The organism is Stenotrophomonas sp. Sm2128 (assembly GCF_030985535.1).
Classification (GTDB): domain Bacteria; phylum Pseudomonadota; class Gammaproteobacteria; order Xanthomonadales; family Xanthomonadaceae; genus Stenotrophomonas; species Stenotrophomonas maltophilia.
Window position 1 is genome coordinate 1 of record NZ_JAPTFQ010000036.1, and the last position, 25,992, is coordinate 25,992.

Annotated in this window: 23 protein-coding genes; 9 read left to right on the forward strand and 14 right to left on the reverse strand. The window is 64.8% G+C overall.

Going from position 1 to position 25,992, the window contains the following annotated elements:
- Positions 1–188: 188 nt before the first annotated feature.
- The 5 genes from recQ (at position 189) to O0K41_RS11860 (ending at position 6,029) form a co-directional block, all read left to right on the forward strand.
- Positions 189–1,994, forward strand: a complete 1,806-nt coding sequence (gene recQ, locus O0K41_RS11840) for a DNA helicase RecQ (RefSeq protein ID WP_005410733.1) — start codon at positions 189–191, stop codon at positions 1,992–1,994.
- A 154-nt stretch (positions 1,995–2,148) separates the two neighbouring features.
- Positions 2,149–2,529, forward strand: a complete 381-nt coding sequence (locus O0K41_RS11845) for a CopL family metal-binding regulatory protein (RefSeq protein WP_049449174.1) — start codon at positions 2,149–2,151, stop codon at positions 2,527–2,529.
- A gap of 75 nt (positions 2,530–2,604) precedes the next feature.
- Positions 2,605–4,413 (forward strand): copper resistance system multicopper oxidase, encoded by a 1,809-nt coding sequence (locus O0K41_RS11850; protein ID WP_088435513.1) that lies wholly within the window; start codon positions 2,605–2,607, stop codon positions 4,411–4,413.
- On the forward strand, positions 4,410–5,435 hold the full coding sequence (locus O0K41_RS11855) for a copper resistance protein B (protein ID WP_099604831.1): 1,026 nt from the start codon (positions 4,410–4,412) through the stop codon (positions 5,433–5,435). Before O0K41_RS11850 ends, O0K41_RS11855 begins: the two co-directional genes overlap by 4 nt.
- A gap of 81 nt (positions 5,436–5,516) precedes the next feature.
- The gene (locus O0K41_RS11860) at positions 5,517–6,029 is read left to right on the forward strand and encodes a GNAT family N-acetyltransferase (RefSeq protein ID WP_049404676.1); all 513 of its coding nucleotides are present in this window, start codon (positions 5,517–5,519) and stop codon (positions 6,027–6,029) included.
- Between the two features lie 73 nt (positions 6,030–6,102).
- On the opposite strand, the gene O0K41_RS11865 is transcribed toward O0K41_RS11860, so the two are convergent.
- Positions 6,103–6,411 carry a zf-TFIIB domain-containing protein gene (locus O0K41_RS11865; RefSeq protein WP_005410738.1) on the reverse strand — a complete coding sequence of 103 codons (309 nt, stop codon included), beginning with the start codon at positions 6,409–6,411 and terminating at the stop codon, positions 6,103–6,105.
- Positions 6,412–6,560: 149 nt separating this feature from the next.
- On the opposite strand from O0K41_RS11865, the gene O0K41_RS11870 reads away from it, so the two are divergent.
- Positions 6,561–7,328 (forward strand): CPBP family glutamic-type intramembrane protease, encoded by a 768-nt coding sequence (locus O0K41_RS11870; RefSeq protein WP_099604830.1) that lies wholly within the window; start codon positions 6,561–6,563, stop codon positions 7,326–7,328.
- Between the two features lie 92 nt (positions 7,329–7,420).
- Positions 7,421–7,843: a response regulator gene (locus O0K41_RS11875; protein ID WP_005414268.1), complete on the forward strand. Its 423-nt coding sequence runs from the start codon at positions 7,421–7,423 to the stop codon at positions 7,841–7,843.
- Positions 7,844–7,851: 8 nt separating this feature from the next.
- Here the strand turns inward: O0K41_RS11875 and O0K41_RS11880 are convergent, their stop codons facing one another.
- Positions 7,852–8,790: an alpha/beta hydrolase-fold protein gene (locus tag O0K41_RS11880; RefSeq protein WP_049449182.1), complete on the reverse strand. Its 939-nt coding sequence runs from the start codon at positions 8,788–8,790 to the stop codon at positions 7,852–7,854.
- 82 nt (positions 8,791–8,872) lie between these two features.
- Complete coding sequence (locus O0K41_RS11885) at positions 8,873–9,715, reverse strand: alpha/beta hydrolase-fold protein (RefSeq protein WP_164222442.1); 843 nt, start codon at positions 9,713–9,715, stop codon at positions 8,873–8,875.
- Positions 9,716–9,889: 174 nt separating this feature from the next.
- On the opposite strand from O0K41_RS11885, the gene O0K41_RS11890 reads away from it, so the two are divergent.
- Positions 9,890–10,228 (forward strand): hypothetical protein, encoded by a 339-nt coding sequence (locus O0K41_RS11890; RefSeq protein ID WP_005410743.1) that lies wholly within the window; start codon positions 9,890–9,892, stop codon positions 10,226–10,228.
- Positions 10,229–10,497: 269 nt separating this feature from the next.
- Here O0K41_RS11890 and O0K41_RS11895 read toward each other — a convergent pair whose 3' ends face one another.
- The 8 genes from O0K41_RS11895 to O0K41_RS11930 all read right to left on the reverse strand — a co-directional run bounded on the left by O0K41_RS11895 (position 10,498) and on the right by O0K41_RS11930 (position 22,678).
- Positions 10,498–10,842, reverse strand: a complete 345-nt coding sequence (locus O0K41_RS11895; RefSeq protein ID WP_164255534.1) for a hypothetical protein — start codon at positions 10,840–10,842, stop codon at positions 10,498–10,500.
- Between the two features lie 203 nt (positions 10,843–11,045).
- Positions 11,046–11,978, reverse strand: coding sequence for an SOS response-associated peptidase family protein (locus O0K41_RS11900; RefSeq protein ID WP_164222446.1), 933 nt, complete (start codon positions 11,976–11,978; stop codon positions 11,046–11,048).
- Positions 11,979–12,026: 48 nt separating this feature from the next.
- Positions 12,027–12,698: a hypothetical protein gene (locus O0K41_RS11905; RefSeq protein ID WP_164186366.1), complete on the reverse strand. Its 672-nt coding sequence runs from the start codon at positions 12,696–12,698 to the stop codon at positions 12,027–12,029.
- Positions 12,698–12,994 (reverse strand): hypothetical protein, encoded by a 297-nt coding sequence (locus O0K41_RS11910; RefSeq protein ID WP_164186364.1) that lies wholly within the window; start codon positions 12,992–12,994, stop codon positions 12,698–12,700. The genes O0K41_RS11905 and O0K41_RS11910 overlap by 1 nt, the downstream gene beginning before the upstream one ends.
- Before the next feature lie 51 nt (positions 12,995–13,045).
- A complete protein-coding gene (locus tag O0K41_RS11915) occupies positions 13,046–16,432 on the reverse strand; it encodes a hypothetical protein (RefSeq protein ID WP_164222448.1) in 3,387 nt (1,128 codons plus the stop codon).
- 6 nt (positions 16,433–16,438) lie between these two features.
- Complete coding sequence (locus O0K41_RS11920; protein WP_164222450.1) at positions 16,439–21,028, reverse strand: tape measure protein; 4,590 nt, start codon at positions 21,026–21,028, stop codon at positions 16,439–16,441.
- A 72-nt stretch (positions 21,029–21,100) separates the two neighbouring features.
- Positions 21,101–21,898: a hypothetical protein gene (locus O0K41_RS11925; protein ID WP_164222452.1), complete on the reverse strand. Its 798-nt coding sequence runs from the start codon at positions 21,896–21,898 to the stop codon at positions 21,101–21,103.
- A gap of 36 nt (positions 21,899–21,934) precedes the next feature.
- Positions 21,935–22,678, reverse strand: a complete 744-nt coding sequence (locus O0K41_RS11930; RefSeq protein ID WP_164222454.1) for a hypothetical protein — start codon at positions 22,676–22,678, stop codon at positions 21,935–21,937.
- 72 nt (positions 22,679–22,750) lie between these two features.
- On the opposite strand from O0K41_RS11930, the gene O0K41_RS11935 reads away from it, so the two are divergent.
- On the forward strand, positions 22,751–23,200 hold the full coding sequence (locus O0K41_RS11935; protein ID WP_164222456.1) for a hypothetical protein: 450 nt from the start codon (positions 22,751–22,753) through the stop codon (positions 23,198–23,200).
- A gap of 84 nt (positions 23,201–23,284) precedes the next feature.
- On the opposite strand, the gene O0K41_RS11940 is transcribed toward O0K41_RS11935, so the two are convergent.
- The 3 genes from O0K41_RS11940 to O0K41_RS11950 all read right to left on the reverse strand — a co-directional run bounded on the left by O0K41_RS11940 (position 23,285) and on the right by O0K41_RS11950 (position 25,925).
- Positions 23,285–25,261, reverse strand: a complete 1,977-nt coding sequence (locus O0K41_RS11940; protein WP_164222458.1) for a hypothetical protein — start codon at positions 25,259–25,261, stop codon at positions 23,285–23,287.
- Positions 25,258–25,473 carry a hypothetical protein gene (locus O0K41_RS11945; protein ID WP_012511474.1) on the reverse strand — a complete coding sequence of 72 codons (216 nt, stop codon included), beginning with the start codon at positions 25,471–25,473 and terminating at the stop codon, positions 25,258–25,260. Before O0K41_RS11945 ends, O0K41_RS11940 begins: the two co-directional genes overlap by 4 nt.
- 77 nt (positions 25,474–25,550) lie before the next feature.
- Entirely contained in the window at positions 25,551–25,925 is a 375-nt protein-coding gene (locus O0K41_RS11950; RefSeq protein ID WP_164222460.1) for a hypothetical protein, read from the reverse strand.
- Positions 25,926–25,992 lie beyond the last annotated feature (67 nt).

A 25,992-nucleotide genomic window follows, 5' to 3' on the forward strand; every position in this document is an offset into this window, starting at 1 on the left:
GGGTGTCAGCCGCATGGATGCGGCTGCCAAGCCTACACGGACGTACTTGCGGCGTCCCCGCACTCCGACACCGCCCCACCAAACCACGAATCACCCCCAGAGCCGGCTGTTGCCTTTGACGTTGCTCTGGCTTGTAGCAGGTGCAGGGCGCAGCCCTGCCGACTCCCCCGCCGGGGTAAACTAGCCGGATGGCTTCCCGTCCCGCGCACGACCTGCTCCAACGCGTCTTTGGTTATGACGATTTCCGTGGTCCGCAGCAGGACATCGTGGAGCATGTGGCTGCCGGTCATGATGCCCTGGTACTGATGCCCACCGGCGGTGGCAAGTCGCTGTGCTACCAGGTCCCGGCCCTGCTGCGTGACGGATGTGGCATCGTCATCTCGCCGCTGATCGCGCTGATGCAGGACCAGGTCGAAGCCCTGCGCCAGCTCGGCGTGCGTGCCGAGTACCTGAATTCAACCCTGGATGCCGAGACCGCCGGCCGCGTCGAGCGCGAACTGCTCGCGGGTGAGCTGGACATGCTCTATGTCGCTCCCGAGCGGCTGCTGACCGGCCGCTTCCTGTCGCTGCTGTCGCGCAGCCAGATCGCCCTGTTCGCCATCGACGAAGCCCACTGCGTGTCGCAGTGGGGCCACGACTTCCGCCCGGAATACCGCCAGCTGACCGTACTGCACGAGCGCTGGCCGCAGATTCCGCGGATCGCGCTCACCGCCACCGCCGACCCGCCGACCCAGCGCGAGATCGCCGAGCGCCTGGATCTGCAGGAAGCACGCCACTTCGTCAGCTCCTTCGACCGCCCCAACATCCGCTACACCGTGGTGCAGAAGGACAACGCGCGCAAGCAGCTGACCGATTTCCTGCGCGGCCACCGTGGCGAGGCCGGCATCGTCTACTGCATGTCGCGGCGCAAGGTCGAGGAGACCGCTGAATTCCTCTGCGGCCAGGGCTTCAACGCCCTGCCCTACCACGCCGGCCTGCCGCCGGAAGTGCGCGCGAACAACCAGCGCCGCTTCCTGCGCGAGGACGGCATCGTCATGTGCGCCACCATCGCCTTCGGCATGGGCATCGACAAGCCGGACGTGCGCTTTGTCGCGCATACCGACCTGCCCAAGTCGATGGAAGGCTACTACCAGGAAACCGGCCGCGCTGGTCGTGATGGCGAAGCTGCCGAGGCCTGGCTGTGCTACGGCCTGGGCGACGTGGTACTGCTCAAGCAGATGATCGAACAATCCGAGGCCGGCGAAGAACGCAAGCAGCTGGAGCGGGGCAAGCTCGATCACCTGCTGGGCTACTGCGAATCCATGCAGTGCCGCCGCCAGGTGCTGCTGGCCGGTTTCGGCGAGACCTATCCCCAGCCGTGCGGCAACTGCGACAACTGCCTGACGCCGCCGGCCTCGTGGGACGCGACCATTCCGGCGCAGAAGGCGCTGAGCTGTGTCTACCGCACTGGCCAGCGCTTCGGCGTCGGCCACCTGATCGACGTCCTGCGTGGCAGCGAGAACGAGAAGGTGAAGCAGCAGGGCCACGACAAGCTCAGCACCTACGCCATCGGCCGCGATCTGGATGCGCGCACCTGGCGCAGCGTGTTCCGCCAGCTGGTCGCCGCCAGCCTGCTGGAAGTGGACAGCGAGGGCCACGGTGGCCTGCGCTTGACCGATGCCAGCCGTGACGTGTTGACCGGCCGCCGCCAGATCAGCATGCGCCGCGATCCAGCCAGCAGCACCAGCGGACGCGAGCGCAGTGCGCAGCGCACCGGCTTGTCGGTACTGCCGCAGGACCTGGCCCTGTTCAACGCCCTGCGCGGCCTGCGTGCCGAACTGGCGCGCGAACAGAACGTGCCGGCCTTCGTGATCTTCCACGACAGCACCCTGCGCAACATCGCCGAGCAGCGCCCGACCAGCCTGGATGAACTGGCCCGGGTCGGCGGCATCGGCGGCACCAAGCTGAGCCGCTACGGCCCGCGCCTGGTCGAGATCGTGCGCGAAGAAGGCTGACGCCGGGCTCCCTGTAGCACCGAGCCCACGCTCGGCTGCCGTGGCCGCAGAAGCAGCAGAGCGCGGGTTCGGCTCTACATTGGTGCAGGTCCAACCTTGAACCGACCATTCAGCCGGAAGTGCATCCACGGCCGCTTGCGGCTAGATTAGCGCCATGTCCCTCGCCTCGACCCTGCTCCGTGTCGTGCTCATGCTCAGCCTGCTGCTCAACGGGCTGAACGCGGCCATGGCCAGCGGTCACGAGGAAATGGGCCGGATGGCCCACGCGGCAGCCGCCCTTGAAGGCGGCAATGCCGACTGCCACCACCACGCCGCCATGCACGCCGATCAGGCCCCGCAGGCCAAGGCCCCCGCCCACGACACCCACTGCCAGATCAAGGACTGCGTGCGCAGCTGCGCCCAGCACCCGCTGCTGGTGGTGCAGGCGTTGCCGTTCATGGCCGGCCCGGCGTTGTCGCTGGCACCACAGCCGATGCCGGCCACCGGCCGCCCGTCGCCGCCGCTGCCGCCGATCTCACGCCCTCCCATCGGCTGATTCCCCACGCACTGTGCGCCCTGCGCACCGGAGCCGGCGGCCTGCCGGCGTCTTTCCGTGTCTGGAGTCTCCACCATGAATACCCGCAATCCCCCCGGTCCGGGTGCTGTGCCCATGCCGTCGCGCCGCCTGTTCGTGCAGGGCCTGGCCGCCGGTGGCGTGGTCGCCGGCATCGCCGCTGTCGGCGTGCCGCAACGCGCGCTCGCCGCCGCCACTGCCACCCCACGGCTGGCCGGTGCCCCCGCCGTGCTCAGCGATACCCGCATCGAACTGGCCATCGGCGAATCGCTGGCCAATTTCACCGGCCGCACCCGCCCGGCGATCACCGTCAACGGCTCGTTGCCGGCCCCGATCCTGCGCTGGCGCGAAGGCCAGACCGTGGACCTGTTCGTGCGCAACACGCTGGAACGCCACCCGACCTCCATCCACTGGCACGGCATCCTGCTGCCGGCCAACATGGACGGCGTGCCGGGCCTGAGCTTCAACGGCATCGGCCCCGGCGAGACCTACCACTACCACTTCCAGCTGAAGCAGTCGGGCACCTACTGGTACCACAGCCACTCGATGTTCCAGGAACAGGCCGGCCTGTACGGCGCGCTGATCATCGACCCGGCCGAACCGGCGCCGTACCACCACGACCGCGAGCACGTGATCATGCTGTCCGACTGGACCGACATGGACCCGGGCGCGCTGTTCCGGCGCATGAAGAAGCTGGCCGAGCACGACAACTACTACAAGCGCACCCTGCCCGACTTCCTGCGCGACGCGAAACGCGACGGTTGGTCCGCGGCGCTGTCCGACCGTGGCATGTGGGGCCGGATGCGGATGACGCCCACCGATATCTCCGATATCAACGCGCATACCTACACCTACCTGATGAACGGCACCGCCCCGGCCGGCAACTGGACCGGCCTGTTCCGCAGTGGCGAAAAGGTGCTGCTGCGCTTCATCAACGGCGGGTCGATGACCTACTTCGACGTGCGCATCCCCGGTTTGAAGATGACCGTGGTGGCCGCTGACGGCCAGTACATCCACCCGGTCAGCATCGACGAATTCCGCATCGCTCCCGCCGAAACCTACGACGTGCTGGTCGAACCCACCGGCCAGGATGCGTTCACCATTTTCTGCCAGGACATGGGTCGCACCGGCTACGCCGCCGGCACGCTGGCGGTACGCCACGGGCTGCAGGCACCGATTCCCGCGCGCGACCCACGCCCGTTGCTGACGATGAGCGACATGGGGCACGACATGGGCAGTGGTGGCCATGGTGGCCACGACATGGCCGCGATGAAGGGCACGGAAGGTAGCTGCGGCGCCAGCATGGGCCACGGTGCGCACGGCGGCGGTGCCGCCAGCAAGGTACCGAAGCATCCGGCCAGCGAGCGCAACAACCCGCTGGTGGACATGCAGAGCTCGGCTACCGAACCGAAGCTGGACGACCCCGGCATCGGCCTGCGCGACAACGGCCGCCAGGTGCTGACCTACGGCGCGATGCGCAGCCTGTTCGAAGACCCGGATGGCCGCGAGCCGAGCCGCGAGATCGAGCTGCACCTGACCGGCCACATGGAGAAGTTCTCCTGGTCGTTCGATGGCGTCCCGTTCGCCAGCGCCGAGCCGCTGCGGCTGAACTACGGCGAGCGCATGCGCATCGTGCTGGTCAACGACACCATGATGCAGCACCCGATCCACCTGCACGGCGTGTGGAGCGATCTGGAAGACGCGCAAGGTGAGTTCCAGGTCCGCAAGCACACCATCGACATGCCGCCGGGCACCCGCCGCAGCTATCGCGTGCGCGCCGATGCACTCGGCCGCTGGGCCTACCACTGCCATCTGCTGTACCACATGGAAGCGGGCATGATGCGCGAAGTGAGGATCGAAGAATGAGCCGCTCACTGCTTTCCCCCAGCCTGCTGGCCCTGGGCCTGGCCGCCGCGTTGCCGGTGTTCGCGCAGTCGCACGCCGGCCATGACATGGGCGCGATGAACGTGCCTGCGAAGAGCGCGAAGACCCCGGCCGAACCGGTCGATCATTCAAAGATGGATCATTCGGAGATGGACATGGGTGCGGCGGATCAGGCCGGCATGGACCACTCCACGATGGACCACTCGAAGATGGACCATGGCGCGATGCAGCCAGCGGCGATGGACCATTCGCAGATGGACCACGGGGCGATGGGCCACGGCACGCCTGCACCCAGCGAACCGCGCGAACCGATCCCGGTCCCGACCGATGCCGACCGCGCCGCCGCTTTCCCGCCGATCGCGCATGGCGCGATGGAACACGCGCCGGAGATCAACAGCCTGCTGCTGATCGACCGGCTTGAGCATTGGGATGGCAAGAGCAGCAACGGCCAGGCATGGGAAGCCACCGGCTGGGTCGGCGGCAACATCAACCGCCTGTGGCTGCGCACCGATGGCGAACGCAGCCGCGGCCGCACCGAATCGTCGTCACTGGAAGCACTGTATGGCCGCAGCGTGTCGCCGTGGTGGGACGTGCTGGTCGGCGTGCGCCAGGACTTCCGCCCGTCCGACTCGCGTACATGGGCGGCCATCGGCATCCAGGGTCTGGCGCCGTACAAGTTCGAAAGCTCGGCCACGCTGTACATGGGCTCCGGCGGCCAGGTGCTGGCCAAGGCCGAGGTCGAGTACGACGTGCTGTTGACCAACCGATTGATCCTGCAGCCGCTGCTGGAAGCTACCGTTGCGGCCAAGGACGAGCAGGAGTACGGCATCGGCCGTGGCCTGAACAAGGTAGAGGCCGGCCTGCGCCTGCGCTACGAGTTCAGCCGTCGCTTCGCGCCCTACATCGGCATCAGTCACGAACGCAGTTTTGGCGACACCGCCGACTATGCCGGTGACCACGCGCGCGACACGCGCTGGGTGGCCGGCGTGCGCATGTGGTTCTGAGCAGCGGATCGTGAGCAATGGCCAGCCCCGGCAGCCGCCGGGGCCGGCTACACTGCGCCACGTTCCAATGCAGGCACCGCCATGTCGTTGCAGATCCGCCGCGCCACCCTTGCCGATGTCGACGCGCTGTCGGCGATCGCCATCGCCACGTACAACGAAACCTGGGGCGATTCCTATCCGCCGCAGGAGCTGCACGATTTCCTGCAGGCGCACTACAGCAGCGAACCGCAGCGCATCGAACTGTCCGACCCACGCAGTGCCATCTGGCTGTTGCTGGACGGTGACGCCGTGGTCGGCTACCTGGCCGCCGGTGCCAACACCTTGCCGCACACGGATGCATGCGAGGGTGACATCGAACTGAAGCGGTTCTACATCCTGGCCGGACACCAGAACGGCGGACATGGTGCACGCATGATGGACGCGTTCATGGCGTGGCTGGACCAGCCGCAGCGCCGCACCCTGTGGGTGGGCGTGTGGGAAGAGAATTTCGGCGCACAGCGCTTCTACGCGCGCTATGGCTGCAGCAAGGTTGGCGAGTACGACTTCATCGTCGGTGACACGCGCGACCGCGAGTTCATCCTGCGGCGGCCGTGATCACGCGCCCCATGTAGAGTGAAGCTTGCTCGACTGTTAGCGCCAAACGTCGAGCATGGCTCGACGCTACAAACTAGAAATCGAACAACTCCGACAGGAAGCTGTCCTTCTTCTTTTTCTTGTAGCCGTGTCCCCGGTTGTCCTCGTAGCGCTGGCCGAGGTGGCGGGTATCACGGTGCATCACCGGTGGCGGCGCGGACGCCGGCTGAGCCTGCACGGGCGCTGGCGGAGGTACTGCAGCACCGGCGCCCGCACGTTCGATGATCTTGTCCAGCTCGCCACGATCCAGCCACACACCGCGGCAACTCGGGCAATAATCAATCTCGATGCCATGGCGTTCGGCCATCTGCAGCGTCTGGGTCTTGCACACGGGGCACAGCATCGGCATTGCTCCTGTCGGTCTGGTTTCGACTGTACCTGCACCGCGATGACTGTGCGGCAACGCATGACCGATGGCACAGGGACTTCCGGCGCGTGTCCACATGCATACCGCGTGGCACGCTGCGTCCTTGTTCCGCAGGGAATGCGTACATGACCGTGTTGTCCCGCCTGCCCACCACCGCACGCCTGTTGCTGGTGCTGCTGGGTGTCGGCGTTGGCCTGAATCTGCGCGATATCGCGGCCGCCGCAGGCACGCCGATTCCCGCCTTGCCCATTGCCTACGGCGGCAGCCTGCTCGACAACGCACTGGCCGTGCTGCTGGCCCTGCTGCTGGCCGCGCTGCTGCGCCCGCGTGGGGTAGGCCTGATGGCGAGCCTGGGGCTGCGCGGCAACGGCTGGAGCGGCCCGATGTGGGTGCTGCTGGCCAGCCTGCCGTGCTGGCTGGGCCTGGCGCTGCTGGGCACGCCCAACACCGCACTGACCGCCCTGGATGCGACGATGCTCGCTGCGCTGTTCCCACTGGCCGAAGAAGTGCTGTTCCGCGGCCTCGGCTTCGTGCTGCTGGTCAAGATCATGCGCGGGCCATGGCCCCTGCTCGCGCTGCCGCAGGCGCTGCTGTTCGGCTGGGTGCACTGGCTGGGTTTCGGCGGCTTCGACGGCGGCGGCACCGCCCTGTTCGTCGGCGCGGTGATCGCCCTGGGCGGCTTCATCTTCGCCTGGCTGGATCATCTGGACGGCGACACCCTGTGGTGTGGCCTGGTGCTGCACGTATCGATGAACCTGGCCTGGAATGTGTTCAGCCTGGATGACGCCGTCGCGCTCGGCTGGCAGGCCACCAGCCTGCGCATCGGCACCGCGCTTCTGGCAGTGGCGGTGCTGGCCTGGCAGGTACGCCGGCGACGCTCGCGCCCGCTGTAACGCCCACTTAGCCTGGCGTGCACGCCGGGATCACCCCCGACTTGCGCATACTTGCGCGCCTTTTCATTGCTGCTTTCCGGAGCTGTAGCGTCATGTTGCTGTCCAAGCGCCACGTTGAACCCCGCGTCCTGCTCATCGAGGACGCCGAGGAAACCCGCGAACTGAGCCGGCTGGCGCTGGAAAGCCAGGCCTGCCACGTGGTGGGCGTGAGCTCTGCCGAAGCGGCGCTGGGCCTGCTGGCCGCCGGTGAGCGTTTCGACCTGCTGTTCACCGACGTGAATCTGGGCGCGATCAGTGGCATTGAAGCCGCCAACCGGGTCCGCGGCCTCTATCCCCAGCTACCGATCCTGGTGACGTCGGGCATGGACCAGCACCAGGTGCTGCCGCAGCTGCGCGACGGCATCCATTTCCTGCCCAAGCCGTACAACATGAGCGAGCTGCTCGACGCCATCCGGCTGTGCTTCCGGCACGCCGATGTGGGCGTGTTGACCGGGCCGGATGCACAGGCGGCCTGAGGCATTCATCAACCGCTGCTGTACGGTCCGGTACCCGGGAACACCTTCAGCAGTGCGCGGGTGATCATGTCCGGGTAGACGGTGAAGTGATCCTCGTCATCGATCACCATGTTCTCCACCTTCAACGATCGCCCGCTGCTGCGCAGCTGCTCGGCGAATTCGGCGTTGTGGCGCAGCATGTCGTTGCGGGTGAAGTAACGCGGTTCGGGCTTGACCGTTTCAAAGCTGCCCACCGACAGCACCACCGTGGTCGACTGCGCCGGCGCCTTGGCTTCGGCCTGCATGCGCGGCACCCGATGGTCGTCGAACCACAGCGATGGGCTGGACAGGATGTAGGTGCGGAACATGTCCGGGCGCGTGGTCAGCACATAGGCGCCGAACAGGCCACCATAGGAATGACCCGCATAGGCACGCCGCGCCGGATCGGTGCGGTAGCGCGCATCGATCATCGGCAGTACCTGCCCAGCGAGGAAATCGCGGTAGTGCGCCGCGCCGCCGTAGCTGACGTCATCGCTGTAATCACGCGGATCGGTACGCGCCGGGTCGCTGGGCGTGTAATCGCGCGAGCGGCTCTGCTTGGAGGTCAGGCCTTCCTGCGGCGGCAGCCCGACCAGGATGAAATCCTCGATGTTGACGCCCTTCTGCCCGACCATGTTGCGCACGCTGCGCACCAGCGGGAAGCTGTACAGCGCATCGGTCACGTACAGCACCGGGTAGTGCTTTTCCGGATGCGCCGCATAGTCGGCCGGCAGCGCCACCCAGACCGGATAGTCGCGGCCGACCGGGTCGTGCACGCGCAGCGCTTCCGTGTCCGGCAGCACCACACCCGGCGTGGCAGTCGGCGCACTGTCCTTCGCTTCACTCTGCATTGCGGGCGGCGCCACCGACATCGCACAGCCACTCATGGCCAGGCAGGCCGCCACACTCCATCCACGCACACGCTGCATCCACACGCTCCCGTTGCGGGCGGCGCACCCGATGGCGCCGCTGCCGCATCGTTGCATGGTGTACAGGCGGGTACCAGTGCGGTCAGGGCGAGGCCGGCGGCGGCGCCGGGAACAGCGTGCGCAGCGCCTGCAACGCGGCCGGATGATAGATGGTGGCGTGGGTTTCCTCCGGCAGCGGCAGGTACTTCACCAGCGGCGACGGCGACGCCTGCTGCAGCAGCGTGGCCAACTGTGCGGCAGAGGCCGCCAGCTCCGGCTGACCACTGCTGGCCAGGAACACGCGCGGCTGCGCACGCGTCACCGCCGGCAGCTGCTTGGCCGCGCCGGCCAGCATTGCGCCACGGTTCCACCACAGGCTGGGGTCCAGCGCGATGTAGCTGTTGAACAGCGTCGGCTCCTGCAGCAGCGTCTCGACCACGAACAGGCCAGCCAGCGACTCGCCGATCAACGCGCGTTCGTCGGTAGTCGGGTAGCGCTGGCGCACCTGCGGCATCAGTTCATCGCGCAGGAAGGTACGGTAGGCCGCCGACCCGCCGATGCGCGGCGCGATCTTCTGGTCCTGCGGGTCCTTGCTGGGGCCGGTCATGTCGCGGCGGCGCTCGGTGTTCTCGATGCCAACCAGCAGGAACGGACGCATGCTGCCGTTGCCGCTGAGCACCTGCACCAGCCCGGCCACATGCAGGAAGTCCTCGCCGATGCCGCCGTCGGGCATGTAGAGCACCGGTAGCGGTGCCTTCGGGTCCAGCCCCCACGGCTGCGGGCGGTAGACGTTGATACGACGGGTCTCGCCCAGCGCCTTCGACTCGATGGTGAAGGTCTCGCCGATGACCAGCGGCGTGGCGGCGGCGGGCGACGCGGATTCGGCGGCCATCAGCGGCGCGGCGGAGACGACGGACAACAACAGCGACAGCACGATCAGACGCATGGGACGGCCCATCCTGGGAAAGATGCCGAGCATAGACCGCCGGAGGCACTGTCGTTCGCGGCACTTTGCCGATCTGCCGGAACTGGAGCACCATGGAGCCGGTGATGGTCATGCAACGGGCACTTTGGCTCAAGGACTGGTCGCCGCCACGCTCATATCCACAAGGAGGTTCCCATGTTGAGTGTATTGATCGCCACCACCCTTGCCGCCGCCTCACCGCAGTCCAGCAGCACTCCGCCAGCATCCGCAGCGTATGCGGACTGCCTGCTCGCCCACCTCCAACCGGGATTGTCCGACCACGCGATCCCGCTGCTGCAGCAAGCCTGCGTCGCGAAGTATCCGGAGAGCTACGTCGCATATTCAGAACTGGAACGCCGGATCAGCGCGCAGCGCCGGGCTGACTTTGACGCGGCTCAAGCGGAAGCCGTGCGTTCCGCGAATGCGGCAGCGACGGCCGCACAGCAAGCTGCCGACGCGGCGGCCGCAAAAGCCAAGGGAATGCGGGCGAAGTAGAGGCCACGGACCAGGGCAACAAAAAAGGCACCGCATTACGGTGCCTTTCTGAATGACCTGGGTCATTGGATGCAATGGTGGGCCGTGAAGGATTCGAACCTTCGACCAAAAGATTAAAAGTCACGTGAAAATTCGATTACTTTCAACATCTTACGCCGCCATCCGTTCCGCTTTGCCATTCGAAACATCCGGTTGAATGCCTTGAGCCACAAGGGGCACGGGAATTTTGCGGAACGGATATCCGGCCATTCCAGCGGCCTAAACGCGGCCTATCCCATCCATCCGAACGGCGGCTTCAGGCTGTCCTTCAGTAGGCGATTACCCGCGATCGCCTCCCGGTATTCCCGGATCTTGGCCACGTCCTCGCGCAGTCGTGCCTCGTGCCTGGCCACCCACAGCTCAGCCCCCGCCCGGCCTTGCTCGTAGCTGCTGCACCAGCGGAATGGACCGCCAGGGCCATGCCGGTGCCGATCCAGCGAGGCAATCCAGATGCCGTCGTTCACCCGTTGGGCCATAGCCACCACCCACACCCCGTGGCAGGCGACCACGGTCAGGGGTTCATCCGGGCGGCTGGCGGACCTGGTCGTCCAGTTGAAGTCGGCGGGGAGCGGCATGGTCGGGAGGATACAGCCGGCCGTCGCAGGTCCTGCGAACGCGGCAGCGACCTGCCTGAATCGTTCCAGATGGGTGCCGGCGCGGCGCTGCTCACGCGCCCCCGGGTTGAGCTGCCTGCGGCCCCGGATCCGGCACAGTCAGAATGCCCGGACCGGCGGACGCTCGGTATCGGGCAACCACCCGCTGACGTTCGGGGTTCTCCCTACGCCGCCAATCGATGCTCGTAGAACGGGTGCCGCTTATCGTCAAAGATCCGGTACAGCGCGGCTAGGTCTGCCGGGTCCGGGTTGAGCCAGGCATCCACGTGCTCGGGCTTGATGTTGATGATGGTCCGGTCGTGGCCGGCCGCGGCCACCTCGGGCTCAGGGTCGTCTGTGATCGCGGCGAACGACAGCAGATCAGGCTCCTTGCCGGCCGGATCCTTCCAGTGCGACCACAGGCACGCTACCAGCATGGGCTCGCCAGTGCGCGGCGTGAACTGCACCACCTGGTTCTTCCCGTCCGGCCCCTCGCCGTTCTCGTAGAACGTGTCCACCACCATCAGCCCGTGGGTGTGGCCGAACGCCGGCGCCCAGAACTTCTCAAGGCTGTCGCGACGGGCGTTGTAGGTGCCGGGGAAGCGCTGGTCGTAGTTGGCCGGCTTCCCGGCCAGTCGGCATTGGTAGCGCATCGGCTTGATGACCATCTTCCCTGCTTCGGAAACGATCACCGGGGCATAGACGCCGGGAAAGATGCGGCTGTCACGGTCCTTTGGCTCAAGGCGCTGCAGATCCGCCAGCCGCGCCTTGGCCCGCTCGATCTTGTTGCCGGCAATCCGCACGTCCTCGCGGGCCTTCTTCGTCTCCTTCACCTGCAGCGCGCGCTCAGCGTCGGCCAGCCGCTTCCGGTTCGCGAACAGCTCCTGCTCCAGGAGGGCGGCCTCGGCCCGGTTCCACTGCTCGACCTCTGCCCAGACCGCCAGCTCTGCCGGGCTCACGCCGGCCCGGAAGGCGTCATCCATGGCCTTCGGCGTCTTGGGCCGCTTCTTGCCCGGGTCGTGCGCGTAGAGCGCGGCGAACTCCTGCAGCGACAGGGTGGCGCCGGTCATCCGGACCAGCTTCTGATAGGCGGCGGTGATCTGGGCGGAATAGCACATGCCCTCATCTGGCGCCGCCTCACGTGCAGGCCATGTGATCGCGGCAGATCAGTAGTTCGTTACGTCAACCGCCATCACGATCCCGACCACGGCCTGGTTTGGTGAGCCGCCAGTCCCGATTTTCGGGATGGTGATCGCGTTGCCGAACAGGCCATGCTTCCCGCTAACGCCCTGCCCGTTGCCGATCCCCATCACGGTGAAGCTGTTCTGGAACGTGCTGGTCGCCGGCGCGCAGATCACCCCGGCGACCGTCTTGCCGGTGAAGTCAGGAAACCTATCCTCTTCCATACCGCCATTGGGAAAGACGCCGCCTACACCGATGATCCGCATGGGCTTTGCACCCAACGCGTACGTCAGCCGCCCGTTCGCATCCCATAACGCGAGGTACTGCGCATCTTCGTTGGCGGGGCGATCGAACACATACGCCCAGCCTTGCAGGCGCGCTGGCGTGTTCGTCCACAGCGTCAGCCTGAACTGATTCGGACCGATCTCCTGAAGCTGAGGGAAGAACGGATACGGGTCACCGATAAATGCCACCATCGGGGCCTCGGCATTGATCATCATCTCTGCATACTTCCAGTTGCCCCCCGGGTTGTTTCCTGGGTAGGTCACCGGCGAAACATCGATGCGTATTTTCTGCTTCAGCACCAGCGACGGGGTGTCCTCGCTAATCAGCGTGGTCCCAGCGTCGCTAAAAATCTCTACTGTGGCCTTTGCCATCACCGCACTCCGTAGTAGAACTTGACCGGTTTGATCGTGCCGACGAACTGACCGCTGCCATTTTTGTTCAGTGCCCAGTACACCCGACCATTCGCGTAGCCGATCACGGGAACGTAACCCAGCGAGTCGGAGGGAATGATGGGGATATAGAAGAACTCCCCAGGCGGCAGATTGGCAGCAAAGCCATTGCCAGGCGTTGAATCCGACCACGCCACACCGCACAGCAGGCCCAACCGGCTGGCGAGGTCCCATAGCCGATTGCCGTTCTCATCGTTCACTTCCATCACAATCTGCATGCCGCCTCCTGTCGGTTGCAGAGAGCCGGGTTCCCAGCCCTTCTTGGTTGATCACGGCACAACCCCCCATCGCATACGCAGACGCCCGTTCTGGTCGTAAACACGCCAGTTTCCGTCGCTGAACTCAGTGCGCATACCGGCGCTTGGAGATGACACACGGAACATGTCAGTCAGCACGTCGAAGGCAGATATCTCACCCGTAGCGGATAGCTGCACGCCACCGATCTTCTTGTCAGCACGCACGTTCACTCCCCACTGTGCGGATGCCTCCTGGCCGCCTGCTGTCCACGCTGGCGCGGTGGATGCTCCGTCAAGGACCTGACTGAACATCGGACGGAACATCCAGAAGTAGGGAGCAGACGTATCTGCACCTGCCGCTGCGCGGATGTAGACCGCCATGCGCGCACGACGGGCGCCCGGCGGGGCCTTGGAGATCACGAAGGGGCGCGGGAGGCTAGTAAGGCCACTGGTGGCGGAGTTGCCCCAATTCGACGGCACCCAGGTGCTGGACGGCGATGCCAACTGGTTGCCCGCAGAATCATAGAAGAACAATGCCAGCTGCGAGTCGCAGCGGTGAAGCTGCATGTATGCCGAAATGGCGTAGGTTCTGCCGGGTTCGATTGCAACGTCGGTATCCATACCGAACACTCGAATCTCACCCACTGCCGTGCCGCCCTTGGCTACCGAACCCAAACCAGTGACACCCGGCTGGTTCCAGGCGTTGCCGCCGGTCGGATTCCCAAGCTCGTTGAACCAGTCACCCGCGTTGCCCCACCAGCTCCAACCGTTGCGATTCCACATTGGGAAGGTGGAATTTGGCAGTAGGTTGCCAGACGCACCCAGCGACTTCATAGTTGCGTCCATCGTCACTACAACCGCCGAATCGGCTTTGCCACCAAGCTGTGCCTGCACACCCTGCACCGCGCTGGCGTTGGCCGTGATCTGACCATCATGGCGCGTAGCGGTCGCGTTTAGGGTACTAAAGCCGCTAGAAAGTGCATCTACGTTACGGCCTTCGTCGAAGGTAGTAGCGTATCGACCCGTCTCCAACTTGGCACGACGGAATGACGCGTTGGAGTCGGTGTCGTAGCTATAGACTACGATCTGCACCTTGGCGCAACCCGGGGGAGTTTCGCCAGTGAACTCGTAACGCTTCCAGGTGCCCGGAGTATGGGTTGCGTCTGCACGGGGAGTCGTTCCGATGCGGTTATTGGCAGCGTCGAAGAACTCCATCTGCGCAAACACTGCACCGCGAACGTTGTTGCGGTACATGTCTACGCTTCCGGTGAACGGAGTGTAGGAAGCTCCACCGAAGGGGACTGCTTGGAACAGGTAGCGGTAGTCACCAGGGCGAGCGAGGAGTTGCAGAAATGTACCGCTCCAATCGGTGTAGCTAACAATAATCCCATCAGTACCTACCCAATTCGTCAGACCGTCCGACCACTTCGGGTTCTGGAGCAGGTTCGGGTTGGACGAGTCCAACCTTGCCTCAAGCCGGCCTGTCTGCGTCGCCTGCGCGGCGAGGCCCTGTTCAGTCTCCGTGACGCGCGTCGTCAACCCGCCAATCGCCGATGCGTTGGCGTTGGTCTTGCCATCCACATCGCCAACACGCGACGACAACTGCATGAGCTGCTCAGCCTGACTGTCAAGTCGCCCACCTTGCTGTGTCACCTGGGTGGTGAGCCCACGGATAGCCGAGGAATTGGCAAGTTCCTTGCCTTCCAGATCCGTGACCTTCCCGCCTATCTGAGTGAGTTGCTGTGTGTGGGCGGAGATCGTATCGCCGTGCTGGCTTACCGTAGATGCAAGCCCGCTGATAGCCGACGAATTGGCGGCGACGCCGCCCTCCGTGAAGGCCACTCGATCGGTAAGGCTGGTGAGGCTCTGCGAGTTTGCCCGTACCTGCCCGTCGATCGTATTCACCTCTGACCGAAGCAGAGCCACAACCGCACTATCAGCCTTTTCACCAAGGCTCACACCGATCTGATCGATCTGTTGTCCCATCGCGGCGTGCTCGGCCGCATTCGCTTGTGCCAGCTGCTGGACGCTCGCCTCACTTGCTGTCTTGCCATTTCCATCCGGCATACGAGCGTTGATCAGCTGAATTGCCTGTGCATTGACCCCGTCGCCGTTGATACGTGCATCACGCTCACTGGCCACCAGGCCCGAGCGCACGCCCGTCACGTCGCTTCCTTCGTAATCACCTCGCATTTGCACGGCAAGCGATGATCGCTGGAGCGCCTCGGCTGCGTCCGCAGCGATTCGGGCTTGGGTCTCCTCCTGCACCAGGGCGACCGACGCGCCGGGTTGCGGGCGCCCCACCGCAACGTAGTCGATAAGGTAGTAGTCCGCGACGGTCTGAGCATCCCCGACTTGAAGGCGGATTGCGTCGATGGTTGCCGGCCACCAGGCAACGTCCTGCACGTCGATCGTGGCCACGCCATCACCGTCCCATACAGGCTCTCGAGCACTGGCGCTCTTCGCCGCGTTCCAATCCTGATCAACGGTGGTGATCCATTGCAGGAGGCCTTTCCATGTCGGCGATCCCACGCGCTTTAGACGCAGCTTCACAAAGCGATAGGCGCTGCCATCGACGGCCAAGGCCACCGGCGACTGCACCCAGGGCGCGGTGGCATGGTTGGCGGGCCGCAGCCAGCCATCCACGAGCGTCGGGGCGCCGTTGCCGGTCCATCCGTCAGTCGTCTGGTTGAAGGGCCAGATCTCGATGCTGTCGAACTGCGTGCCGCTGCCGGCTGCAACCTCCGACACCGAGCGGGCCAGTGACTCGTCGGCGCTCTGCCGCAGTTGCTGTTCCTGGGTGATCGCCGCTTCGCGCGCCAGCTTTTCATTCAGGATGGCGTCGATTCTTGCTTGGGCTTCCGCGCTGATCGCCTGCATGGCCTCGGTCACGCCCTGCTGCCGCAGCAGCGCCTCCGCGATCAGGTCCTGCGCCGCCTGTGCCAGCCCGGCGGCGCGAGCAGCCGCCTCGTCTGCGATCGCTTGGATGCGGGCACTGATCTCCGCCGCCAGCTTGGCCTGCTGCTCAGCCAGGTCCTTGGAGGTCGTGGGCGGAACAACACCCACCACGGTTCCGGTGCCTGTCTTGCCGCGCACGGTCGGGGTGATCTGGAACCACCACGTCTTGCCGCTGCCGTCGCTATAGACATAGCGCGTCTCGGTGGTGCGGTGGATCTCCGTCCAGGGGCCGTCCTGGCTCTCGCTGCGCGAGATGACGTAGACCACGCCCTCCAGATCGACGGCGTCCCATTCGAGCACGACGCCGTCGGCCACCGGCGTAGGATTGACCCCATTCGCCGGCGGCACGTCCGGCGCCTTGAAGGGCACCGGGAACCACGTGGAAAAGCGCGGCGCCACCGGAGACGCGGACGGCAGCCCGCCCACGCCGATTTCCACCAGCGTGAGTTTCCTTGCTTGCATTGCTGATTACCTCGCGTTGAGTGCTTCGCGCAGCGCTGAACTGCTGGCGTTGCGTACGCCCTGGGTAGTGGTGGAAACGAGTTGGCGGAGCAGCTGGTTCTGTTCGGCGAGCAAAGCGTTGCTCTGCTGAATGGCGGCGGTGGTTTGCGTCTGAGCGTCGTTGTTAACGACCAGGTCGAACACGGCCCGGCTGAAGTTGTCCGGCAACGCCTCGATGGCGTCGGCCAGCGTCCCCATGCTGGTGCCGTCCTGGGTGTTCAGGTCGCCGATCTTCATGCCATCGATGAGGCCGGTGACCCGGCCGTACAGGCTGTTGTAGTCCTGCCCGCTGGCGTACAGGTTCCGACCGAAGCCCAGCGCGGCCTGAGCGGCCGCCTGCGCGGCGCTGGTGTCGCCACCGGACACCGCCCGCTCCAGTTCCTTCATCGCCTCGCCCAGCTTCTCCTGGTCCGTCAGCGGCGAAAGGTCACTGATCGACAGGCCGTACTGCATGGCCTTCTTGTCCTTGTCGATCTGCGCCTGCAGCTTGCCCATGTTGGTGGCACGAAGCGCCTCAATCTTGGCCAGGTCCTCAGCCCGAGCGCCGGACAAGCCGAGCGCTTTGGCATAGTCGTTGGCCGACTTCACCTGCTGGCGATACGTGCGCTCGATCGGCAGCGCCTGCCACTGGTACTGCGTCAGGTTGGCCGTCATCAGCTGGGTGCTCACATCGGCCATGAGGCTGGCGTAGTTGCCGAGCAGCCCGGTCACCTTCTGCACCTGGGTGGCCAAGTCCGTGCCGGCGACGCCGGCCAGGTCCTGGAAGTAGTCAACCGCCTTGTTGACCTTGTCGACTTCCAGCCCGTTGAGTGCTCGGCCCAGCTCATCGGCATTGCCCACGGCCAGCGCGATCGACGCACTGAGCGCGGTGAACACGTCCGCCGACTCGAAGTAGCCGTCGAGCTGGCCACCGAACCCCGCCGCCTTGACTGCCTCGGTGTACAACCGATTGGTCATGTCCGCGAGGTAAGCCTCCAGCTGCGCCTTGGCCTCGGTGGAGTCCGCCGACAACTGGAGCTTGCCCAGGTCTACACGCACGCTGCCGAGCTTCTGGGTCAGATCCACACCCAGCTGCTTGGCCAGATCGGTTGCAGCACCGCGGACCTGGCGCGCGGCCATATCGAACGTGCGATCGATGCCAGGGTCCAGCGCGCCGAACTGTGTCCACTTCTTGTCGCTGCGAAACAGACCGCCCTTGGCCTTGATATCGGCATAGCTCTGGCCATCGAATCCGCCGAAGCCATAGCTACCCGTGATGCCCTGCCCGGTGACCTTGGGAGCCTGCCGGCCGAACAGCTTCGCGTGGATGCTGGAGCCGGACAGGATCGACGCGACCTTGTCGTTGAAGCCCAAGGCGCGGAACCCCTTGTCGGCCAAGCCGACAGCCCCGGCGGTGGCGATTTTGCCGGCCCAGCTCTCACCATTGGCGATGTTCCAGCCCTGGTCGAACAACTGGGCGTTCTTCATCATGCCGGCGACGATCCAGCCGATGATGGGGACCGCCGCCGCTGCTGAGCCAGCAGCGCCTGCACCCGCCGCACCCGCGCCGGCTCCTGCACTGCCACCACCGATCAACCCGGAGAAGCTGGAACCGGTCATCCCGGCCATGCTGGTCACGTCGCCGAAGCCTGTCAGGGTTCCCGCTGCGGCCCCGGCGGAACGGCCGAACCCGAACAGGCCCTGGCCCTTGGAAAGCAGCCCGGCCACCGTACTCACGTTCTGGCCACCGGCCGCAGAGCCGTTGCCGCCGAACAACCCCATTAAGCTCTGCAGGTTCAGCCCACCGCCCTGACCGCTCATCCCGTTGAGGATCTGCGTCTGGATCGGGATCACCAGCTTCTGCTGCAGGAACTCGCGAGCGAGATCGCGCAGGCCACGCTTGGCGGCGTCCTTCAGGTCGTCCCACAGGTTGTCGAAGTCGCGCATGCCGCCAGCAACGAAGTCGGCCATAGCATCGGCGGCATCGCCAACGCCGTACACCAGTACGTTGGCCCATGCTTCTACGTTCGCTGCAGCCTCTTCCACCCGCAGCGACAGATCGGCCGAGGCGCGAGCCGCAGCAAGCATGGACTGCTCATACGCCTCATAGGAGGCAACGCCCTTCCTCCTGGCCAGCTCCTCCTTGCTGCCTGCCGCCTCCACGGCCCTCTGCAGCTCCTGCCGCATGTCGCGCTCGTTCATCATCTGCCGGCGCGACAGCTCTCGCGCACGCCCGACCTTGCCGAGCATGGCCACCTCGGCGTCCATGGTCGCCAGCAGCGATTCCGGACTGGCCAGGGCCTTCTTGATCTCAGCGCTGGACTGCTCCAACGCTTTCTGCGACTCCAGCAGGAGCGTGTTGTACGCGGCACGCTCGATGCGCCCTTCCTTGAGCGCTTCCTTCAGCTTGTCCTCGAGCTGCTTCTGGCGCTCGGTGGCCTCAGCCAGCGGGCCAGCCATGGTCGCGGCAGCCATCGCCGCCTGCTCGCCGTAGCGCTTGATTGCCTCCGCGTCGGCTTTGCAGTCCTTCGCTCCCGCACGCTCTGCGGCCGACGAAGCCTTGCGCGATTCGGTGAAGTTCTTCTGCGCCGCGGCCAGCTCGGTCTGCAGCCGGATGTACTGGGCGCCCTGTTCAAGGTACTGCTTGACCTTGGGGTCATCGCGCTTGGAGAAGTCGACACCGCTGGCCTGGGCCTCCTTGAACCAGTCACCCACGTCCAGCTTGGCGACCTCGGCCGCACTCTTTCCCACGCGCGCGAGCTGACCCGGGAGCGACTGTATCGCCGATGCGATCCGTTTGCCGGCGGCGCCGGCCGAATCGCCCAGGACGTTGAACGAGCCCGACAGAGCGTCGGTTGCAGTCGTTGCTTGGTTTGTAGCACCCGTGAATGCCGTCAACAAACGATTCTGCTGTTCATAGCTCTGAGCCAAGGATGCAGCGGAGGCCGTCTGTTCAGTGAACTTGTCACTGATGCGCTTGGCAGCCGGAGCGCCTTCAAGAAGCTGCGTATTTGCAGCAGCAAGCGATGCGCTGAACTGGTCCGCAGTAATCTTCCCTGCCTGAAACTCTGCTCGAAGCTGTCCGACTTCTTGAACGTAGAGCTTGAAACGCGGACCGCCAATCTCCGTGCTGGACACGGCCACCATCTGATTTACAGCAGCGTTTAGATCGTCATAGCCCTTGGACATTTCCTTCTGCAGCCGAAGGATCTCACCTGCCTGCATCTGAGCATTAAGGGTCTTGAACTTCTCAATTGCCGTATCGGCGGCACCGCTAAAGTCGACCAAAGCAGCCGATGCCGTCTTGGTGTTGTCGCGGAAGATCAACCAACCGGCAGCAGCTGTGGCCAGCATGGTGATGATGCCGGCTGGACCACCCAACATGGCGAGCGTCGATGCACCCGCACGAGCAACCCATCCGGCATTCGCGGCAGCGGCCTGCCCTTGGGCCTGTGCAAGCAGGATGACGGCTTGCCGATGTTCCAGGGTCGCCGCTGCGGCCTTGGAGCTAACGGACACACTACCGCCGATTGCAGCAGCCCGCCCCACTTCCGCCTGAGCATCAAGCATTGCCGCTCGGGTCCGCAGTTCCAGCTGCTGGGCCGCGGCGACGTTCTGCGCGGCTGCGGCCCGATCTGCTGCCATGCCAGCGTTAGCAGCAGCCACCCGCGCCAGTAGGGCCTTCAGTAGTGGGCCAGATGCCACGGCAGCACCAGCCACCGCCACCACTTCCAAGTTGTTGGCAAGCGCCCCAATGCCCGCAGAAAGCGCTTGGGAAGCCCCCGTTGCCTCATCTGCCCTGCCGATCATCTCAGTCAGGTTGGTATTTAGGTTGGTGATCGACTGCGAGACACGGACTTGCATCTTCCCGAATGAGTCATCAACGCCGTCAGACATTTTGAGCAGAGCGTTGACGATCTGATCGGCTGCGACACCGCCATCCACCACGAACTTGCGGAGACTGCCGCGGGCAATGCCCATGCCGTCTTCAATGGTCTGCACCAGCTTGGATGCGCCATCGACCATCGAGTTGAACTCTTCTGCGCGCAGCGTACCTGCCGCCAGAGCCTGGCCAAACTGAGTAAGCGCGCCCTCCGACGCAGCTGCGCTACTACCCGACATGGCAATCGTCTTGTTCACCGTCTCCACGATCCGCGCTGTCTGCGCGCCCGTTACGCCGAGTCGATCCTGAACCATTGCCAGGTTTTGATAGAGACTGGCCGTGGCGTCCAACGGCTGATACGTCGCTTTTGCGATCCGGACCACATCCTGCTGGGCCGCAACAAACTCGGCCTGCGAGGCGGTGACCAGGCGGATACGGTTGCTCATCCCGGTCCATTCATCAGCCCGGCCGATTGTCGCCTTGACTGCGGCCAGAGCCGAGCCCATCCCGACCGCCTCCAGTGTCACGCGACGGAACCCTGCCGCCACGTCATCGGCACCACGTCGCGCAGCCTCAGACATTGCCGACTGAATGCTAGACATGTCCCGCTGAACTACTCGGGCCGCTTTGCCGCTGTCCCGCTCGAAAGAGCCGGACTTGAGCAGTAGATCGACGGTGAGGGTGTATAGGCTCATGGCTTCCTCAATAAAAAAAGCCCGCTCAAAGCGGGCTTTCGATGAACATGCGTTGGTCCGTCGCTGAACGTGCTAGCGGGTAACCGCTGCCTTACAGATATTCAGCTTCTCGACCAAGCCTGAAAGATTGAACTCTCGGATTACTTCCGACTCATAGGGCCATTGATATGCACCAATAAGTAGACGCCCCCCGCCCGACCGGATCTGTGCCACAAGTGCCTGAGCCCTTTGACCGCTTAGGCCATCGACCTCAGAAACTGCGCGATTCTTGTCCACACGAAACGTTGTGCTCTTACCGGGGAAGTCACCACCGACAACAGCCACTGAAAACCCTTCTTTCGAGTGATAGAAGAACATCGGATATGGCAGCCGATCGGTCTGTGGAGTTACATGGCAGGACTTCGCGTCCGTCATTCGATCAGTTTCATTTGTGACGACCCACGCAGTGGCCGGAGCCACAGCGAACTCGATTCCGAATGCCATCGCGTCCTCCGCGTCAATCTCTCTCGCGTTACGCAAGTATGCGGAGGAGCAGTCCTCAACGAGAACCTCCCTGGCATAGGCGCCAGCTTCCCGGCCGATCTTTCCCCTCTTCCCCGCGTACTCGTCAAAGGGAAGACTCTCAAACCCATCTACAGTCTTTGAAAAGTGCTGGAATCCATACTTTCGATAGACTTCGTCGCGGGAGAATGTGAATTCCAAGCCGCTGAACTGCGAATAGTCGCAGTACTTCCCTGTGTAGGGGGCAGGACTTTCGCGTTCTTTCGAAGCACGCTCCCAAACAGGCTGTAGTGGGTTCTCTTGAGCTGCTAGAGGGGTCGCTAACCCGAGCGCACAAGTGACGAGCAAGCATAGGGAGTTCTTTTTCATAGATCGTCCTTGATGGAAGGTGCGGCCATTCCAGCATCATGCTGGTACTTCTTCAAACTCCATGTATCCCGAGAAGTACTGCCGGCTGATGTTCTCGGCACTGGGTAGCTGGGTCGGGAAGCCATAGAGGGCGGACCGCGCCGCCAGTGCTGGATCAAATGCCTTCGTGACCATATCCCGGTACTGGGGCACGACACAGGAGCGCCGCCGGCCCGACAGAGCGGCCCCGATCATCTCCCAATCCACACCGCCGAGACCGTTGCCGCGCACAACCGGCGTGGAACGGCCGGACAACGTGCAGGTCAGGCGGCGGTACAGCGCCCCGGGAACCGTGTTGACCTGGCCGCCCTTGGTCCGGGCATGGACACTGGCGTCGATCGTGGCCACGGCCCAACCGTCCTTGATACCAACGTCCACCGCCCGGAAGATCGCAATCTCGCCCACGTCCACGTTGGTGGCCGTGGTGGCGATCTCCACGGACACCACCGAGACCAGGGCGCTGGCCTGCGGGAACAACCAGGCGCAGACGCTGCCGTCCGGCAGACGCACAGTGGTCCCGGTCGCGCCGGCAGCGCTGACCTGCACGCCCGGCGGAATGTTGAGGCCGAGAATCGCGATGATCCCCGGGACGATAGCATCGGCCAGGGTGATCGTGATCACCAGCGAGCTTGTGCGCCGGATCCGAGAGGCCCTGCCAGGCTTGCCATCGAAGAGCGCCGAGCCCTGGTCCGCACTGAGCCACGTGCCACCGGTGAGGGTGACCGTCGTGACTTCGGGCATTCCATATCCAACGAGCATGAATTAACCTCCGTTCACAATTTCGGATAGTCAGGGATAGCTATGGACAGCAACATGGACAGCTACAAGGTCGGACCAATCAGATTGATCGACCGCCAAGGCAACAATTGCCTCGATCCGCTGGCAGACTCCTGTAACGCCATCCCGGTGATGGATGTTTATCTCACCTCACCCGATGGCTCTATCGCGAATCGCAAGCCGTATGTTGCACTTGTGGACACTGGCGCAGACACCTGCATTGCACCTGCCAGCATCCTTGATTCAGTAGGGGCTACGCGTGGAAGGCCCATGCAGCAAACAACGGCAAGCGGCTCATCTGTCGTCTATCTGGCCGAGACGGTCATGTTCTTTCCCAGCATGCGCCTGAACTTCACGACTGATTTCACTGCGGTTTCCGACATCGGAAGTACTGCCTATCAGTTGATTATTGGGCGAACCTTCCTGCAGCACGGCCTGCTGATCATGGACTACCCCAACAGAATCTTTGAGTGGCGGCTTCCTTAGCTCATCGACGTGTTGACCACCGGAATAGAGGCATTGGGTTTCACACGAAACTCGAGTGACTATATGAAGAACTGCCATCGCTAATCATCCCCACACCGTCAGCACCACGTCCCCCGTGGCAGGGTTGCGCTCTACACGGCGCACCAGCACCGGCTTGCCGTCTGCCAGCCCATACCGGCTGTACGTGAGCCTGCCGATCTGACCTGGCAGCGGCGCCAAATCCTGATCACCGCGCACCGCAAGCTGGTAGAAGTGGCGCTGCACCCGGTACAGGCCGAGGACGCGATCAATCTCCTGTTGCGCGTCGGCTGCATGCCAGAACAACGAGATGACAGGGTCAGCAGCTTCCGCCCGCTGGTAGTGGGCATGCAGCGGGCCGGCCCCATACACCTGCCCACGGTAGAGGCCAGTCAGCTCATCACGGCGCGCCTGCGGAACGTCGACCACGTCGGTGACGAGATCCGATGCGGCCAGTGCCTGGGCGTTCGGGCGGTAGGCCATACGCCGGGTCAGGTTCGGAGCATCATCGGGCACCATGACCAGGTCAGCCGCCAGGTCGTCTGCCTCGGACAGATCAAAGGCGAACGGCCCTGCGTGGGTTTCGGGTGCGATCACGCGAACGAAGCGCAGCACGCCGGCCGGATCCTGATAGCACCCGGCGCCGTAGCTGGGCAGCAGGGCATTCAATACTGCGCGACCGGTGATCGCCGAGCCCGCGTAGTAGCCGATACCCATGTAGCCCGTGGCCTGATCGATCGCCACACAGTCGCTGGCCGACCACGCCTCGCGGCCCAGCCGCGCCATCACGTCTCCTACTGCCTGCTCCAGACGGGCGGGCATCATGCCAGCGCCTACACTGGAAGCATCCACGACCACAGGCGTCACCGGTGGTGACTTCAGCAGCACCTGTTGCCCGTCCGGCGCTTCGCTGTAGGTGCCGACCTCCATCAGGTCGCCGCGGTCCATCACCGCATTGACGTAGACCCGTCCGTCGGCCACGAACATTGATGTAGCGTCGGAGTTGGCCCCCATCGCCGGAATGCTCGCCACTGCCCCGATTACCACGGGCTGCGGCTTCCATGCCAGGGACGCGATGTTCGGCAAGAAAACGGCCCGGTTGAGCGTCTCGTCCAGGTAGTCGTGCGCATCACGCAGGTGCAGGGTCTTGGTGCCGTCGTCGTTGATCTCGATCTGTTCGATCGCGCAACGGAAGGCCGGGACCGCGTCGGCCCGCATCCCGTTCTCGGGTGCCAGCAGGATCTGCACCGAACTGCCAGAGACGCCAGTGCCCGCTATTCCGTCCAGCAGGCCATCCGCATCGACCACGACGCACTCGGCGGCCGCTGCCTGGGACACCGGGTCACCGCCCCACGGCCAGAACGCCAGCTCCTGGATCAGGTTGACGCCCTCGGCCACCAACCCCTCGTAACGGGCATTCGCCGGGCTGTCGCCGGGCGCGGACAGCCAGTCCACGTCGGCCAGCCGGGTCGGGCTGACGGATGCAGCGGGCAGCCGCCAGCCAGCGGCCGCCGCCTCGCTTCGCGGCCCCCACTGCCCTGCGTTGACCGCGAGGCACAGCCCGCCCGCCTTGGTGGCGGCCAGCGACGCGGCGAAGAACAGCGGACCGGACAGTTGCAGCTCGCGCACCAGGATCTGCGCGCCGTTGAGGTAGAGCCGCAGCTGGCGAGGGGTCGAGAACACGACCTGCAGCCCGACAATGTCGCCGTGGGTCACCGCCGGCAGCCCAGTGGCGATCGCACCACCAGCCTGCAGCAAGCGCCCGGCGGCGAGGTCCCAACCGATACTGGCGAGGTCTGCGCCCAGCGCCTTGTTCAGCGCTGCTGGACCGGTGGCGAATCCTACGAGTGCTGCAACGGTGTCATCACCCCACACGGCAAACTCCACGCCCACCGTCCCGGCATCAAGGCTGAAGTCGGAACGCGCGTGACTGGCCAGCGTGGTGGCGCCGGTGGTGGCCAGGGTGAGCCCACCATCTCGCGCAGCGAGTACCGGGCCAATTGGCGTGGCGGCGAACCGCCCGAATGTTTCGGTCATGGTCATCCCAGTCCGTCGAACCAGTCCTGCGCCTCGTCCTCATCGGACCGTGGCACGAGGGCGTCGAGGTAGTGCTGAAAGGAGCGCTTGGTCCCGCCCTGGCTGTGCGAGGCGGTGATGTACGCGGCGAAGGCAGCGGGCTTGATGTGCAGGCTCACGGGGTCGATGGGGTTCCGCTTGTGGAACTCCCACCATTCCAGGAACTCGCGCCGTGACATGGTGGCCCGCAACTCCGAAACCGGCCGGTGCAGATGACCGGCGAGGACCTTCCAGAACCAGTCCTCGCCACGCTGCCTTAGCCGTTTCCCGCGTCGGCCTGCGCCTGCGCGGCGTCGTCGCCGAAACCGGAGTGCTTCATGGCCACGCGCTGCAGCTCCGCAGCCACCAGCGGCTTGAGCTGGGCGGCCTGCGCCGCGTTCATGACCGGCTTGCCATCCTCATCGCAGATGGTTGCCGCGATCAGCTTGGCGCGGTCGCCCTCGCCCCACAGCTTGCGGAACTCCGCGTCCGGCAGCTCGCGCACATGGAACTGTGCCTTGTCGCCGTTCGGCAGGGTGATCGCGTCAGCGTGCACGTCCTTGGAGGCGAACATGCCCAGGTCGGTGAATGACTGCAGGAGGCTCACTGGCTGCTGCGGCTGGGTATCGGTGGTTTCGCTGGTCTTGCTCATTGGCCGTTTCCTTGAATGGCGACAGGGCGCGCGGGCCGCGCACGGCTAACACGCGGAGGATCCGCGC

Excerpts from the sequence above, each read along its gene's own strand:
- recQ (WP_005410733.1), top strand. The coding sequence starts at position 189 with ATGGCTTCCCGTCCCGCGCACGACCTGCTCCAACGCGTCTTTGGTTAT.
- O0K41_RS11845 (WP_049449174.1), top strand. The coding sequence starts at position 2,149 with ATGTCCCTCGCCTCGACCCTGCTCCGTGTCGTGCTCATGCTCAGCCTG.
- O0K41_RS11850 (WP_088435513.1), top strand. The coding sequence starts at position 2,605 with ATGAATACCCGCAATCCCCCCGGTCCGGGTGCTGTGCCCATGCCGTCG.
- O0K41_RS11855 (WP_099604831.1), top strand. The coding sequence starts at position 4,410 with ATGAGCCGCTCACTGCTTTCCCCCAGCCTGCTGGCCCTGGGCCTGGCC.
- O0K41_RS11860 (WP_049404676.1), top strand. The coding sequence starts at position 5,517 with ATGTCGTTGCAGATCCGCCGCGCCACCCTTGCCGATGTCGACGCGCTG.
- O0K41_RS11865 (WP_005410738.1), bottom strand. The coding sequence starts at position 6,411 with ATGCTGTGCCCCGTGTGCAAGACCCAGACGCTGCAGATGGCCGAACGC.
- O0K41_RS11870 (WP_099604830.1), top strand. The coding sequence starts at position 6,561 with ATGACCGTGTTGTCCCGCCTGCCCACCACCGCACGCCTGTTGCTGGTG.
- O0K41_RS11875 (WP_005414268.1), top strand. The coding sequence starts at position 7,421 with ATGTTGCTGTCCAAGCGCCACGTTGAACCCCGCGTCCTGCTCATCGAG.
- O0K41_RS11880 (WP_049449182.1), bottom strand. The coding sequence starts at position 8,790 with ATGCAGCGTGTGCGTGGATGGAGTGTGGCGGCCTGCCTGGCCATGAGT.
- O0K41_RS11885 (WP_164222442.1), bottom strand. The coding sequence starts at position 9,715 with ATGCGTCTGATCGTGCTGTCGCTGTTGTTGTCCGTCGTCTCCGCCGCG.
- O0K41_RS11890 (WP_005410743.1), top strand. The coding sequence starts at position 9,890 with ATGTTGAGTGTATTGATCGCCACCACCCTTGCCGCCGCCTCACCGCAG.
- O0K41_RS11895 (WP_164255534.1), bottom strand. The coding sequence starts at position 10,842 with ATGCCGCTCCCCGCCGACTTCAACTGGACGACCAGGTCCGCCAGCCGC.
- O0K41_RS11900 (WP_164222446.1), bottom strand. The coding sequence starts at position 11,978 with ATGTGCTATTCCGCCCAGATCACCGCCGCCTATCAGAAGCTGGTCCGG.
- O0K41_RS11905 (WP_164186366.1), bottom strand. The coding sequence starts at position 12,698 with ATGGCAAAGGCCACAGTAGAGATTTTTAGCGACGCTGGGACCACGCTG.
- O0K41_RS11910 (WP_164186364.1), bottom strand. The coding sequence starts at position 12,994 with ATGCAGATTGTGATGGAAGTGAACGATGAGAACGGCAATCGGCTATGG.
- O0K41_RS11915 (WP_164222448.1), bottom strand. The coding sequence starts at position 16,432 with ATGCAAGCAAGGAAACTCACGCTGGTGGAAATCGGCGTGGGCGGGCTG.
- O0K41_RS11920 (WP_164222450.1), bottom strand. The coding sequence starts at position 21,028 with ATGAGCCTATACACCCTCACCGTCGATCTACTGCTCAAGTCCGGCTCT.
- O0K41_RS11925 (WP_164222452.1), bottom strand. The coding sequence starts at position 21,898 with ATGAAAAAGAACTCCCTATGCTTGCTCGTCACTTGTGCGCTCGGGTTA.
- O0K41_RS11930 (WP_164222454.1), bottom strand. The coding sequence starts at position 22,678 with ATGCCCGAAGTCACGACGGTCACCCTCACCGGTGGCACGTGGCTCAGT.
- O0K41_RS11935 (WP_164222456.1), top strand. The coding sequence starts at position 22,751 with ATGGACAGCTACAAGGTCGGACCAATCAGATTGATCGACCGCCAAGGC.
- O0K41_RS11940 (WP_164222458.1), bottom strand. The coding sequence starts at position 25,261 with ATGACCATGACCGAAACATTCGGGCGGTTCGCCGCCACGCCAATTGGC.
- O0K41_RS11945 (WP_012511474.1), bottom strand. The coding sequence starts at position 25,473 with ATGTCACGGCGCGAGTTCCTGGAATGGTGGGAGTTCCACAAGCGGAAC.
- O0K41_RS11950 (WP_164222460.1), bottom strand. The coding sequence starts at position 25,925 with ATGAGCAAGACCAGCGAAACCACCGATACCCAGCCGCAGCAGCCAGTG.